This is a genomic window from Streptomyces sp. BR1, from assembly GCF_052373795.1.
Lineage (GTDB): Bacteria > Actinomycetota > Actinomycetes > Streptomycetales > Streptomycetaceae > Streptomyces.
The window spans coordinates 3,086,249-3,100,459 of sequence record NZ_CM126252.1 but is presented as its reverse complement, the minus strand read 5'-3'; the positions used below and the strand labels follow the sequence as shown (position 1 = coordinate 3,100,459).

Here is a 14,211-nt window from a genome sequence, read left to right as displayed (position 1 = left end):
CCGAGCCACACTGGGTTCATGGCCTCTGAACCTGAACCCACCACCCGGGCACGGTCGTTCGACAGTGCCGCCGCCCAGTACGCCGCCAACCGCCCCTCCTATCCGCCCGCCCTCCTGGACGCGATCGAGGAGAGCGCGACGCGAGACCTCAAGGGGGCCCGGGTCGCGGACGTCGGCGCGGGCACCGGAATCGCCACCGCCCTCCTGCACGAACGCGGCGCGCGCGTGGTCGCGGTCGAGCCGGGCGCGGCGATGGCGGCCGAGCTCCGCCGCACCCTCCCCGACGTCCCCCTGGTGCGAGGCGACGGCAACCATCTCCCGCTGGCCACCGCGTCCGCCGACTTCCTCACGTACGCCCAGGCCTGGCACTGGACCGACACGGCGAAGTCCGTACCGGAGGCCCGCCGGGTGCTGCGCCCCGGCGGCACGCTCGCGGTGTGGTGGAACACCACCGACCACACCGTGGGGTGGCTCGCCGACCAGGACGCGCGCGTACGCGCGTACCTCGGCGCGAACGGCGGGGGAGGCGCACACGGCGCCCGGGGCGACGGCAAGATCCAGCCGGACCCGCCGGTCTTCGACTTCGTACAGCGCCGCATCCCCTGGACGCGCCACGTCCCGCTCACGACCCATCTGGCGAACCTCGGCAGCCACTCCGCGTTCCTGGTGCTCGGCGCGGAACGCGCGCAGGAGTTCCTGACCGAGGAGCACCGCGTGCTGTCCGCGCTGTTCCCGGACGGAACGGTCGAGGAGAGCTACGTGGTAGACCTCTGGACCGCCACACGCTGAGCCGCCCCGCATGTCCGATTTCCTTGACGCCCGCCCGCGCCAGGCGCATTATTCAACACATGGTGAATTATGAGCCCGAAGGTGCCCGCGTCGCAGCGGCACCGGCGGGCGGGCCCGGGGAAACGTCCCCCGGGTCGCCCGCCGAGCCACCCCTTGGACCCGCCGCCGTCACCGCCCGCGCCCTCACCGTCGTACGCGGTGGCCGGCCCGTCCTGCGCGATCTGCACTTCGCCGTCCCGCGCGGCCGCATCACCGGCCTGCTCGGCCCGTCCGGCTGCGGCAAGTCGACCCTGATGCGGGCCGTCGTCGGCACCCAGGCCAAGGTCACGGGCACCCTCACGGTCCTCGGCCACCCCGCCGGCGCCCCCGCCTTGCGCCCGCTCGTCGGCTACGTCACGCAAGCGCCGTCCGTATACGACGACTTGACGGTACGTCAGAACCTGGACTACTTCGCGGCCGTCCTCCAGCCCGGCCGAGCCCACCGGGCCGACCGCGCGGCGGCCGTGGAACGCGCCATCACGGACGTCGCCCTCACCTCGCACGCCGACGTCCTCGCGGGCCGCCTCTCCGGCGGCCAGCGCAGCCGCGTCTCGCTCGCGGTCGCCCTGCTCGGCGCCCCGGAACTCCTCGTCCTGGACGAACCGACGGTCGGCCTCGACCCGGTCCTGCGCCGCGACCTGTGGAACCTGTTCCACGCCATCGCCGCCGAACGCGGCACCACGCTCCTGGTCTCCTCCCACGTCATGGACGAGGCGGAGCGCTGCCACAACCTCCTCCTCATGCGAGAAGGCCGCATCCTGGCCGAGGACACCCCGTCATCCCTGCGCACCCGCACGGGCGCGGCGACGGTAGAGGACGCGTTCCTGACCCTGGTGGACGAGGCGGACCTGGGCGGGGCGGAGGTCGGCGGGGCGGGCCTCGACGGCGCGGATGTTGGCGGGGCGGGCGTCGACGGCGCGGACGTCGGCGGGGCGGGCCTCGACGAGGCGGACCGCGACAACCCAGGCCGCGACAACGCGGAGCCCGACGGCGCGGAGCCCTCGCGCACCAGCGCGGCGGACCTCGGCGACAGCCCGGCACCCCCTGCGGCTCCCGCTCACCGGAAGGCAGCCCGATGAACACCTCCCGCACCCTCGCGACGGCCGCCCGCGTGCTGCGTCAGCTGCGCCACGACCCGCGCACGATCGCGCTGATGCTCCTGGTCCCGGCCCTGATGATCACGCTGCTCCGGTACGTGTTCGACGCCTCGCCCCGCACCTTCGACAGCACCGGCGCGTCGCTGCTCGGCATCTTCCCGCTGATCACGATGTTCCTGGTGACCTCGATCGCCACCCTGCGCGAACGCACCTCCGGCACCCTCGAACGCCTGCTGGCGATGCCGCTCGGCAAGGGCGACCTGATCGCGGGCTACGCCCTCGCGTTCGGCCTCCTCGCCGTGGTCCAGTCCGCCCTGGCCACCAGCCTCTCGGTCTGGTTCCTGGGCCTGGACGTCCTGGGCTCCCCGTGGCTGCTGCTCCTGGTCGCCCTGCTGGACGCGCTCCTGGGCACGGCGCTCGGCCTCTTCGTCTCGGCCTTCGCGGCGTCCGAATTCCAGGCGGTCCAGTTCATGCCCGCCGTGATCTTCCCCCAGCTACTCCTCTGCGGCCTGCTGACGTCCCGCGACACCATGCAACCCGCCCTGCGCGCCATCTCCAACGTCCTCCCCATGTCGTACGCGGTAGACGCAATGACCCAGGTCCAAACCCACCCGACCCCAACGACGACCTTCACCCAGGACGTACTGATCGTCGGCGCCTGCGCACTACTGGTCCTGGTACTGGGCGCAGCAACGCTGCGACGCCGCACCTCATAGGGGCGCGGGGAACGGCGCGAGCAACCCAGCACGGTCCGCAGATGACAGAGGCGTTAGGGGCGCGGGGAACTGCGCGACAAGCCCCCACCGGCCCGCAGGATGGACACCCCGCCCCCGCCACCGCACGCGGTGCGAGGATGACAAGGAGAGACCCCGCACCGCCGCGGGACCCCGCACCACCCGGAGGGCAACCGCATGACCCACACCGTCGCAGTGCTCGGCACCGGCAAGATCGGCGAAGCCCTCCTCAGCGGAATGATCCGCGCCGGCTGGAACCCGACCAGCCTCCTGGTCACGGCCCGCCGCCCAGAACGCGCCGAAGAACTCCGCACCCGCTACGGCGTCGAGTCCGTCAGCAACGCCGACGCGGCCAAGCGCGCCGACACCCTCATCCTCGCGGTGAAGCCCCAGGACATGGGCCGCCTCCTCGACGAGCTCACCCCGCACGTCACCGCCGACCGCCTGGTCATCAGCGCGGCCGCGGGCATCCCGACCGCGTTCATCGAGGAGCGCCTCGCGCCGAACACCCCGGTCGTACGCGTCATGCCGAACACGCCCGTCCTCGTCGACGAGGGCATGTCCGTCATCAGCGCCGGCAGCCACGCGACCCCGACCCACCTCGCCCACGCCGAGGAGATCTTCGGCGGCGTCGGCAAGACCCTGCGCGTCCCCGAGTCCCAGCAGGACGCGGCCACCGCGCTCTCCGGCTCGGGCCCCGCGTACTTCTACTACCTGGTCGAGGCGATGACCGACGCGGGAATCCTGCTCGGCCTCCCGCGCGCCCAGGCCCACGACCTGATCGTGCAGGCCGCCATCGGCGCCGCCGTGATGCTCCGCGACAGCGGCGAACACCCGGTCAAGCTCCGCGAGGCCGTCACCTCACCCGCGGGCACCACGATCAGCGCGATCCGCGAGCTGGAGAACCACGGCGTACGCGCGGCCCTCATCGCCGCCCTGGAAGCCGCCCGCGACCGCAGCCGTGAACTGGCCTCCGGCAACGGCTGACGTCCCTACTCCTCCCGTCGCCGCCACCGAACGGCGGCGACGGTCGCACCCCCGCCCACAAGAAGCACGGAAACCCCGAGCACGACCGCCGTAGTGCTGACGGGTTCCTCTTCGTCGTACGAGTACGGGGCGGCCGAAGCGCCCCGGACACCGGCACCCCCGGCGACGGGCGCCCGTACGGAGTGCAGCTGCTCCGACAGCCGACACGAGTCACGGAGAAGCCTTTCCAGCCGATCCGCCTCGGCCAGCGAGGCCTCGTCCCCGCACTCCCGCAGCCGCTCGATCTCGTGCCGCGTCTCCTGATTGACGGTGTCGACCATGCGGGCGCGCAGTTGGGCGACACGCTCGTCCCCGTCGGCGGCGTACGAGGTCACCGGCCCGACGACCCCCACGGCGCTCAGGGCCGCGGTGCACACGGCGACTCCGGCAACCCGGACAAGACTCCTCATGCGCCCCAAAGTAGGCGCGCCCCCACCCGCCCCAGATCGGTCGTCCAGCCCCGCTTGCCTCGGCCGAAAGAACCAGCCGACAGGCCCCCTGACCGGGGTTGACACGCCCTCGGCCCGTACGTAGTGTTCTCCGAGTTGTCCGACGTGAGCGCCGACTCCGGTCGGTCCCCGGACAGCCATTCCGCACCAACCACTTGATCCGAACGACGATCACCGTCGTCTCGTTTTTCGTGCGCTTTTGCGAAATGAGGATTCCGCGTTCGAGAGGACGCAGCCCCGATTGGCATCGGGGGCCAGGATTCCGCTAAAGTCTCACTCGTCGGAACGGCCCAACAGCCGGGAAGACAAGCCGACTTGGCTCCGGGAGACCGGAAATCAGGCCCGAAGGGATCTGATAGAGTCGGAACCGCCGGAAAGGGAAAACGCGAGAGCGAAGAACCTGGAAAGCGCCGAGGAAATCGGAACGGAAACGGTCTGATAGAGTCGGAAACGAAGGAAGCGCCCGGAGGGCCCGGAAACGGGAACAAAGGAAGCGTCCGTACCTTGAGAACTCAACAGCGTGCCAAAAGTCAACGCCAGATTGACAACCCCGGCCTGCCAGTGATGGTGGGTTGGAGGTTCCTTTGAAAAGTCCATCCGCTTGCGGGTGGCAACAACACAGCGAGGACGCTGAGGACAACTGGTCATATTCCGACCGGGTTGTTCCGCTCTTTCGTGGTGTGCACCGGATTACCGGTAAACATTCATGGAGAGTTTGATCCTGGCTCAGGACGAACGCTGGCGGCGTGCTTAACACATGCAAGTCGAACGATGAAGCCCTTCGGGGTGGATTAGTGGCGAACGGGTGAGTAACACGTGGGCAATCTGCCCTTCACTCTGGGACAAGCCCTGGAAACGGGGTCTAATACCGGATACGACCTGGAAGCGCATGCTTCTGGGTGGAAAGCTCCGGCGGTGAAGGATGAGCCCGCGGCCTATCAGCTTGTTGGTGGGGTAATGGCCTACCAAGGCGACGACGGGTAGCCGGCCTGAGAGGGCGACCGGCCACACTGGGACTGAGACACGGCCCAGACTCCTACGGGAGGCAGCAGTGGGGAATATTGCACAATGGGCGAAAGCCTGATGCAGCGACGCCGCGTGAGGGATGACGGCCTTCGGGTTGTAAACCTCTTTCAGCAGGGAAGAAGCGCAAGTGACGGTACCTGCAGAAGAAGCGCCGGCTAACTACGTGCCAGCAGCCGCGGTAATACGTAGGGCGCAAGCGTTGTCCGGAATTATTGGGCGTAAAGAGCTCGTAGGCGGCTTGTCACGTCGGATGTGAAAGCCCGGGGCTTAACCCCGGGTCTGCATTCGATACGGGCTAGCTAGAGTGTGGTAGGGGAGATCGGAATTCCTGGTGTAGCGGTGAAATGCGCAGATATCAGGAGGAACACCGGTGGCGAAGGCGGATCTCTGGGCCATTACTGACGCTGAGGAGCGAAAGCGTGGGGAGCGAACAGGATTAGATACCCTGGTAGTCCACGCCGTAAACGTTGGGAACTAGGTGTTGGCGACATTCCACGTCGTCGGTGCCGCAGCTAACGCATTAAGTTCCCCGCCTGGGGAGTACGGCCGCAAGGCTAAAACTCAAAGGAATTGACGGGGGCCCGCACAAGCAGCGGAGCATGTGGCTTAATTCGACGCAACGCGAAGAACCTTACCAAGGCTTGACATATACCGGAAAGCATTAGAGATAGTGCCCCCCTTGTGGTCGGTATACAGGTGGTGCATGGCTGTCGTCAGCTCGTGTCGTGAGATGTTGGGTTAAGTCCCGCAACGAGCGCAACCCTTGTTCTGTGTTGCCAGCATGCCCTTCGGGGTGATGGGGACTCACAGGAGACTGCCGGGGTCAACTCGGAGGAAGGTGGGGACGACGTCAAGTCATCATGCCCCTTATGTCTTGGGCTGCACACGTGCTACAATGGCCGGTACAATGAGCTGCGATGCCGTGAGGCGGAGCGAATCTCAAAAAGCCGGTCTCAGTTCGGATTGGGGTCTGCAACTCGACCCCATGAAGTCGGAGTTGCTAGTAATCGCAGATCAGCATTGCTGCGGTGAATACGTTCCCGGGCCTTGTACACACCGCCCGTCACGTCACGAAAGTCGGTAACACCCGAAGCCGGTGGCCCAACCCCTTGTGGGAGGGAGCTGTCGAAGGTGGGACTGGCGATTGGGACGAAGTCGTAACAAGGTAGCCGTACCGGAAGGTGCGGCTGGATCACCTCCTTTCTAAGGAGCACAGTACCGATTGCAGGCAAATGTTCTGCACGGTCAGCTCATGGGTGGAACGTTGACTATTCGGCATCATCACCTGGTTGTTCCCAGTACTGCTTCGGCGTGGAACAGAACAGACCAGGGGTTGAGGCCGGGCACGCTGTTGGGTGTCTGAAGGTGCGGCCGGTAAGGCCAAAGTCTTCAGTTGCCGGCCCCAGTGCACTCACTACTTGTTGGTGGGGTGATGGGTGGCTGGTCGTTGTTTGAGAACTGCACAGTGGACGCGAGCATCTGTGGCCAAGTTTTTAAGGGCGCACGGTGGATGCCTTGGCACCAGGAACCGATGAAGGACGTGGGAGGCCACGATAGTCCCCGGGGAGCCGTCAACCAGGCTTTGATCCGGGGGTTTCCGAATGGGGAAACCCGGCAGTCGTCATGGGCTGTCACCCATGCCTGAACACATAGGGCATGTGGAGGGAACGAGGGGAAGTGAAACATCTCAGTACCCTCAGGAAGAGAAAACAACCGTGATTCCGGGAGTAGTGGCGAGCGAAACCGGATGAGGCCAAACCTACGACGTGTGAGACCCGGCAGGGGTTGCGTCGTGGGGGTTGTGGGATCTCTCTTTCACAGTCTGCCGGCTGTGAGACGAGTCAGAAACCGTTGATGTAGGCGAAGGACATGCGAAAGGTCCGGCGTAGAGGGTAAGACCCCCGTAGCTGAAACATTGACGGCTCGTTTGAGAGACACCCAAGTAGCACGGGGCCCGAGAAATCCCGTGTGAATCTGGCGGGACCACCCGCTAAGCCTAAATATTCCCTGGTGACCGATAGCGGATAGTACCGTGAGGGAATGGTGAAAAGTACCGCGGGAGCGGAGTGAAATAGTACCTGAAACCGTGTGCCTACAAGCCGTGGGAGCGTCGCATACGTGCTTGCACGTATGTCGTGACTGCGTGCCTTTTGAAGAATGAGCCTGCGAGTTAGCGGTGTGTAGCGAGGTTAACCCGTGTGGGGAAGCCGTAGCGAAAGCGAGTCCGAACAGGGCGATTGAGTTGCACGCTCTAGACCCGAAGCGGAGTGATCTAGCCATGGGCAGGTTGAAGCGGAGGTAAGACTTCGTGGAGGACCGAACCCACCAGGGTTGAAAACCTGGGGGATGACCTGTGGTTAGGGGTGAAAGGCCAATCAAACTCCGTGATAGCTGGTTCTCCCCGAAATGCATTTAGGTGCAGCGTCGTGTGTTTCTTGCCGGAGGTAGAGCACTGGATAGGCGATGGGCCCTACCGGGTTACTGACCTTAGCCAAACTCCGAATGCCGGTAAGTGAGAGCGCGGCAGTGAGACTGTGGGGGATAAGCTCCATGGTCGAGAGGGAAACAGCCCAGAGCATCGACTAAGGCCCCTAAGCGTACGCTAAGTGGGAAAGGATGTGGAGTCGCAGAGACAACCAGGAGGTTGGCTTAGAAGCAGCCACCCTTGAAAGAGTGCGTAATAGCTCACTGGTCAAGTGATTCCGCGCCGACAATGTAGCGGGGCTCAAGCGTACCGCCGAAGTCGTGTCATTGCAGCATGAGGGCCAACGCCCGCTGTGATGGGTAGGGGAGCGTCGTGTGCCGGGTGAAGCAGCAGCGGAAGCTAGTTGTGGACGGTTCACGAGTGAGAATGCAGGCATGAGTAGCGATACACACGTGAGAAACGTGTGCGCCGATTGACTAAGGGTTCCTGGGTCAAGCTGATCTGCCCAGGGTAAGTCGGGACCTAAGGCGAGGCCGACAGGCGTAGTCGATGGACAACCGGTTGATATTCCGGTACCCGCTTTGAAACGCCCAATATCGAATCAGGCGATGCTAAGTCCGTGAAGCCGTTCCGGACCCTTCGGGGAAAGGAAAGTGGTGGAGCCGACGAACCAGACTTGTAGTAGGTAAGCGATGGGGTGACGCAGGAAGGTAGTCCAGCCCGGGCGGTGGTAGTCCCGGGGTAAGGGTGTAGGGCGCTGTCTAGGCAAATCCGGACAGCATGAAGCCTGAGACCTGATGCCGAGCCGATTGTGGTGAAGTGGATGATCCTATGCTGTCGAGAAAAGCCTCTAGCGAGTTTCATGGCGGCCCGTACCCTAAACCGACTCAGGTGGTCAGGTAGAGAATACCGAGGCGTTCGGGTGAACTATGGTTAAGGAACTCGGCAAAATGCCCCCGTAACTTCGGGAGAAGGGGGGCCATCACCGGTGATGAGTCTTGCACTCTGAGCTGGGGGTGGCCGCAGAGACCAGCGAGAAGCGACTGTTTACTAAAAACACAGGTCCGTGCGAAGCCGTAAGGCGATGTATACGGACTGACGCCTGCCCGGTGCTGGAACGTTAAGGGGACCGGTTAGTCACATTTCGGTGTGGCGAAGCTGAGAACTTAAGCGCCAGTAAACGGCGGTGGTAACTATAACCATCCTAAGGTAGCGAAATTCCTTGTCGGGTAAGTTCCGACCTGCACGAATGGCGTAACGACTTCTCGACTGTCTCAACCATAGGCCCGGTGAAATTGCACTACGAGTAAAGATGCTCGTTTCGCGCAGCAGGACGGAAAGACCCCGGGACCTTTACTACAGTTTGATATTGGTGTTCGGTTCGGCTTGTGTAGGATAGGTGGGAGACTGTGAAGCAGCCACGCCAGTGGTTGTGGAGTCGTCGTTGAAATACCACTCTGGTCGTGCTGGATGTCTAACCTGGGTCCGTGATCCGGATCAGGGACAGTGTCTGATGGGTAGTTTAACTGGGGCGGTTGCCTCCTAAAGAGTAACGGAGGCGCCCAAAGGTTCCCTCAGCCTGGTTGGCAATCAGGTGTTGAGTGTAAGTGCACAAGGGAGCTTGACTGTGAGACCGACGGGTCGAGCAGGGACGAAAGTCGGGACTAGTGATCCGGCGGTGGCTTGTGGAAGCGCCGTCGCTCAACGGATAAAAGGTACCCCGGGGATAACAGGCTGATCTTCCCCAAGAGTCCATATCGACGGGATGGTTTGGCACCTCGATGTCGGCTCGTCGCATCCTGGGGCTGGAGTCGGTCCCAAGGGTTGGGCTGTTCGCCCATTAAAGCGGTACGCGAGCTGGGTTTAGAACGTCGTGAGACAGTTCGGTCCCTATCCGCTGTGCGCGTAGGAATATTGAGAAGGGCTGTCCCTAGTACGAGAGGACCGGGACGGACGAACCTCTGGTGTGCCAGTTGTCCTGCCAAGGGCATGGCTGGTTGGCTACGTTCGGGAGGGATAACCGCTGAAAGCATCTAAGCGGGAAGCCTGCTTCGAGATGAGTATTCCCACCTCCTTGAGAGGGTAAGGCTCCCAGTAGACGACTGGGTTGATAGGCCAGATGTGGAAGCCTCGTAAGGGGTGGAGCTGACTGGTACTAATAGGCCGAGGGCTTGTCCTCAGTTGCTCGCGTCCACTGTGTTTGTTCTGAAATAACGAACAGCTGTGTCAGTGCCAGCGTTCAAATTTCATAGTGTTTCGGTGGTCATAGCGTTAGGGAAACGCCCGGTTACATTCCGAACCCGGAAGCTAAGCCTTTCAGCGCCGATGGTACTGCAGGGGGGACCCTGTGGGAGAGTAGGACGCCGCCGAACAAATTTTGAGAAAAGCCCCGTACCGGGATCCGGTACGGGGCTTTTCTGCGTTTACCGGCGTTTAAGGTCGAACCATGCGCTACGACCTCATCATTTTCGACAACGACGGCGTGCTCGTCGACAGCGAGCCCATCTCGAACACGATCCTCGCCGGGTACCTCACCGAGCTCGGCATCCCCACCTCGTACGAGGACTCGATCCGCGACTACATGGGCTCCGCGATGCACCGCGTCCACGAGCTGGTCGAGGAGCGGACCGGGCGGACGCTGCCGGTCGGGTTCGACGACACGTTCCACGCGCGCGTCTTCGCCGCGTTCGAGCGCGAGCTCCAGCCGGTGGCAGGGGTCGCCGACGTCCTCGGGAAGCTGGTCGCGGACGGGGTGCCGTACTGCGTGGCCTCGTCCGGGAGCCATGAGCGGATCGCGGTGGGGCACCGCACGACCGGGCTCGACGAGTGGTTCGAGGACGAGTGGGTGTTCTCCTCGCAGGACGTCGGGCGAGGCAAGCCTGCGCCGGACCTGTTCCTGCACGCGGCCGCCAGTATGGGCGTCGAGCCCGCGCGCTGTGCCGTCGTCGAGGACAGCCCGCTGGGCGTGCAGGCCGCGCTGGCCGCCGGGATGGACGTGTACGGCTTCACCGCCATGACGCCCGCCGAGAAGCTCCAGGGCGCCCGGGGCTTCTTCTCCGACATGGCACAGCTGCGCGAATTGCTCGGGTGATCCATCTACCCAGGGGTAGGTCGCGGGCCTAAGCTCTGCGGCCATGACATCTGGGGGCATGACATCGGGGAGCACGGCGGACGCGCGCCTGCGGCACGGCCGGGCGTCCCTCGCGGGCAGCTTCTTCGCGCAGGGCACCGCGTTCGCTCTCCTGGTGACCCGGATCCCGGCGATCCAGGACCAGTACGGGATATCCGACGGGCTGCTGCCCGCGTTCCTCGCCGCCGTACCGGTCCTGGCCGGCGTCGGCAGCGTCACCACCGAGCAGCTGGTGAAGCGCGTCCCGCCCAGCGTCGTGCTGCGGTGGGTGCAGCCGGTGGTGATGCTGGCGCTGCTAGGAGTCGCGGCCGGGGACCGGATGTGGGAAGTGGGGCTCTCGCTCGGTGTGTTCGGGCTGGCCGTCGGCGGGCTCGACGCGTCCATGAACATGCTGGGGATCAGCCTCCAGCGCGCGTACGGGCGCAGCATCATCCTCGGCTTCCACGCCACCTGGAGCCTCGGCGGGATCTGCGGCGCGTCGCTGGCGTGGGTGGGCGCGCACTGGGATCTGTCGCTGCTCGTGTCCTATCTGCCGGTCGTGATCGTGCTGCTGCCGCTGTGTCTGGTGGGGAGCCGGTGGTACGTGGACGGGGAGGCGGCGGAGGCCGACCCCGCCACCCCGGACAGCGCCCAGCCCCTCGTCTTCCGGCTGCTGCTGCCGCTCTGCCTGGTGATGGCCTTCGCGTACATCGGGGATTCGACCGTCTCCAACTGGAGCGCGAAGTACCTCCAGGACGTGCTCGGCAGCTCCGAGCAGCTGTCGACCGTCCCGTACAACGTCTATATGGTCACCACGCTGCTCGGGCGGGCCGCCGGGGACTATGGCGTGCGGCGGTTCGGGGCGGTCGCCGTGGTGCGGCTCGGGACCGTCGTGGCGGGGGCCGGGTTCGCGGTGGTCGCGGCGGCGCCGGGGCCGTGGGTGGGGATGCTCGGGTTCACGCTGCTGGGGTTCGGGCTGTGCGTGATCGTGCCGCAGACGTTCGCGGCGGCCGGGCGGCTCTTCCCGCACGCCTCCGACGCGGCGGTCGCGCGGCTGAACATCTTCAACTACGTGGGCTTCCTCGTCGGCTCGCCGCTGGTCGGCGGGCTCGGGGACGCGTGGAGCTATCGGGGCGCGATGCTGGTGCCGATGGTGCTGGTTCTGCTCACCCTCGTGTACGCCAGGTCGTTCGGCGCGGAGGGCGCCCGATACGGTGGCGGGCATGAGCGGCCGCGCACTGTTGATGTGGGATGACGCCGTCACGGCGTACGACTTCGGACCGAGCCATCCGATGGATCCGGTACGGCTCTCGCTGACCATGGGGTTGGTGCGGGCGTACGGGCTGGACAAGGTGGTCGACGTGGTGGCCGCGCCGCCCGCCGGGGACTCGACGCTGCGGCTGGTCCACCGGGAGGACTATGTGGCGGCCGTACGGGCCGCCTCGAAGGACCCGTCGGCCGCCGACCAGTCGTACGGGCTCGGGACGATGGACGACCCCGCGTTCGCCGGGATGCACGAGGCGTCCGCGCTGATCGCGGGGCAGTCGGTGGGGGCGGCCGAGGCGGTGTGGCGTGGGGATGCCGCGCACGCGGTGAACTTCGCGGGCGGGCTGCATCACGCGATGCCGGGTGGGGCGGCGGGGTTCTGCGTATACAACGACGCGGCGCTCGCCATCGCGCGGCTGCTCGAACTGGGCGCTGAGCGGGTCGCGTACGTGGACGTGGACGTGCATCACGGGGACGGGGTGCAGGCGGCGTTCTGGGACGACCCCCGGGTGCTGACGATCTCGCTGCACGAGCATCCCCGGCTGCTGTTCCCGGGGACCGGGTTCCCGTCGGAGACCGGCGTGGACGGTACGGCCGTCAATGTGGCGCTGCCGGCCGGGACCGGGGACGAGGGGTGGCTGCGGGCGTTCCACTCCGTGGTGCCGGAGCTGCTGGCCGAGTTCCGTCCCCAGGTGCTGGTGACGCAGCACGGCGCGGACACCCACTTCGAGGACCCGCTGGCGCATCTGGCCGTCTCGCTGGATGCCCAGCGGGCGGTGCAGGAGGCGTGCCATGCGCTCGCCCATGAGCACGTTCCGGGCGGGAAGTGGGTGGCCCTGGGGGGCGGGGGATACGCCGTGGTGGATGTGGTGCCGCGGTCGTGGACGCATCTGGTGGGGGTGGCCGCGCATGCGCCCGTCCCGCCGGAGTCGGTGATCCCCGCGTCGTGGCGGGACGAAGTGTTCGCGCGTACGCGGCAGTTGGGGCCGGGGCGGATGACTGACGGGCGGGCGGTGCTGTGGCGCGACTGGGAGTCGGGGTACGACCCTGCGGATGCGCTGGACCAGGCGGTGGTGGCTACTCGGCGGGCGGTGTATCCGCTGCGGGGGTTGTTGGCGTAGGGGGGATTCCCCACCCCGCCCCTTCCCGAAAGCCCTCTGGCGGGCGGCCGGATGCTTTCGTCTGCGGACCGTGCTGGGTTGCTCGCGCAGTTCCCCGCGCCCCTTGGAGGCCCCTTCGGGCCCCTAGTCCCACCCGTTACGCCAACTGTGCGGTCTCCGGCCTGATTCGGCCCCCGGAGCTCCCCACTGCGAGAGCATCGACCCCGTGCTGAGTACCGGGGCGCTTCGGGCGCATCTGTTGGCCGCCCGGCTGGCCGGGCCCGTGGCGACCTCGCGGGAGGAGAGCCTGCGGAGTTATCGGCTGTTCGCGGCCCGGGATCCGCGTGTCACCCTGGGGCTCGACCCCGAATGGGGCTGGGGCGAGGGCGACTTGCTGCGGCTCATGGCGGACAAGTGCGGGGTGAGCCCGGACCCGGCGCATGTGTCGGGGCCCGACGTCATCGACCCCGAGCGCACCCTCGCGGGCCTCGACGCCCTCGCCGGACGCATCCGCGAGGTGGCCGCGCGGCGCGGAGCCGTACTCTTCGGAACCGGGCATCCGCACCGTCTGCTCGCCTTCTACGCCGCTCTCGCGGACGCTTTGTCGGCGGCCGGATGTGATGTCCTCACCCCCGCGCAGGGGCGATGTGTCGACATAACGACCCGGTTCGGGGTACGCACGTACAACCTTGACTACGTACGGGGAGTCGCGCTGGTGCGCGAACCCGGCGCACGGGGCGCCGGGAGTGCGACCGGCGCACACACCCACTCACCGCTGCCGGTTCGGGTCGCTCTGGGGGCCGCGGCGGGGCTCCGGAGACGGCTGCCGGACCTTGTCGTGGGAGATCACGGATGGGTCTGCGGGGCAGGTCAGCTGGGTATTGAGGCGGTCGGCCTGGCCGATACGGACGATCCCGCGCTGTTCGTCGGAGAGGCCGAGGGGCGGGTGTCCGTAGCCGTTCCGCTTGATGACGCTGTGCGGTCTGATTACTACCGGCCGCTTACTCGCTATGTACTCAATCGAGCGTGTCTGTCACAGTAGGCGGCCGTTGGCAGCTCCTCTTCCCCACTCGCACCACCCGCCCCTAGTCTGGGGAGTGAGCGCACAGCGACGAAGAGTCACCGGAGGGGAAGCCGGTGCGCGTCGGGTG

8 protein-coding genes, 3 rRNA genes and 1 pseudogene are annotated in these 14,211 nt (G+C 66.0%); 11 read left to right on the top strand and 1 reads right to left on the bottom strand.

Annotated elements, in window-relative coordinates; translation table 11 throughout:
* Positions 1-18 precede the first annotated feature (18 nt).
* The 4 genes and pseudogenes from ACT1U9_RS13380 to proC all read left to right on the top strand — a co-directional run bounded on the left by ACT1U9_RS13380 (position 19) and on the right by proC (position 3,646).
* Positions 19-789, top strand: coding sequence for a class I SAM-dependent methyltransferase (locus ACT1U9_RS13380; protein WP_444538521.1), 771 nt, complete (start codon positions 19-21; stop codon positions 787-789).
* A gap of 59 nt (positions 790-848) precedes the next feature.
* Positions 849-1,673: pseudogene (locus ACT1U9_RS13375) on the top strand (ABC transporter ATP-binding protein); the annotation flags it as partial.
* 230 nt (positions 1,674-1,903) lie between these two features.
* Positions 1,904-2,641, top strand: a complete 738-nt coding sequence (locus tag ACT1U9_RS13370; RefSeq protein ID WP_444538520.1) for an ABC transporter permease — start codon at positions 1,904-1,906, stop codon at positions 2,639-2,641.
* Positions 2,642-2,836: 195 nt separating this feature from the next.
* Positions 2,837-3,646 carry a pyrroline-5-carboxylate reductase gene (proC, locus tag ACT1U9_RS13365; protein ID WP_444538519.1) on the top strand — a complete coding sequence of 270 codons (810 nt, stop codon included), beginning with the start codon at positions 2,837-2,839 and terminating at the stop codon, positions 3,644-3,646.
* Positions 3,647-3,651: 5 nt separating this feature from the next.
* On the opposite strand, the gene ACT1U9_RS13360 is transcribed toward proC, so the two are convergent.
* Complete coding sequence (locus ACT1U9_RS13360) at positions 3,652-4,095, bottom strand: hypothetical protein (protein ID WP_444538518.1); 444 nt, start codon at positions 4,093-4,095, stop codon at positions 3,652-3,654.
* A 742-nt stretch (positions 4,096-4,837) separates the two neighbouring features.
* On the opposite strand from ACT1U9_RS13360, the gene ACT1U9_RS13355 reads away from it, so the two are divergent.
* From ACT1U9_RS13355 to ACT1U9_RS13325, 7 genes are all read left to right on the top strand, one after another.
* Positions 4,838-6,363, top strand: a 16S ribosomal RNA gene (locus ACT1U9_RS13355).
* 280 nt (positions 6,364-6,643) lie between these two features.
* Positions 6,644-9,764 (top strand): 23S ribosomal RNA (locus ACT1U9_RS13350).
* Between the two features lie 76 nt (positions 9,765-9,840).
* Positions 9,841-9,957: ribosomal RNA gene (gene rrf, locus ACT1U9_RS13345) — 5S ribosomal RNA — on the top strand.
* The 16S, 23S and 5S rRNA genes sit together here, the layout of an rRNA operon.
* 74 nt (positions 9,958-10,031) lie before the next feature.
* Positions 10,032-10,676 carry an HAD family hydrolase gene (locus ACT1U9_RS13340; protein ID WP_444538517.1) on the top strand — a complete coding sequence of 215 codons (645 nt, stop codon included), beginning with the start codon at positions 10,032-10,034 and terminating at the stop codon, positions 10,674-10,676.
* 58 nt (positions 10,677-10,734) lie between these two features.
* Positions 10,735-11,949 carry an MFS transporter gene (locus ACT1U9_RS13335; protein WP_444538516.1) on the top strand — a complete coding sequence of 405 codons (1,215 nt, stop codon included), beginning with the start codon at positions 10,735-10,737 and terminating at the stop codon, positions 11,947-11,949.
* On the top strand, positions 11,918-13,081 hold the full coding sequence (locus ACT1U9_RS13330) for an acetoin utilization protein AcuC (protein ID WP_444538515.1): 1,164 nt from the start codon (positions 11,918-11,920) through the stop codon (positions 13,079-13,081). The genes ACT1U9_RS13335 and ACT1U9_RS13330 overlap by 32 nt, the downstream gene beginning before the upstream one ends.
* 205 nt (positions 13,082-13,286) lie before the next feature.
* Positions 13,287-14,102, top strand: a complete 816-nt coding sequence (locus ACT1U9_RS13325) for a phosphatase (RefSeq protein ID WP_444538514.1) — start codon at positions 13,287-13,289, stop codon at positions 14,100-14,102.
* The last annotated feature ends 109 nt before the right edge of the window (positions 14,103-14,211 follow it).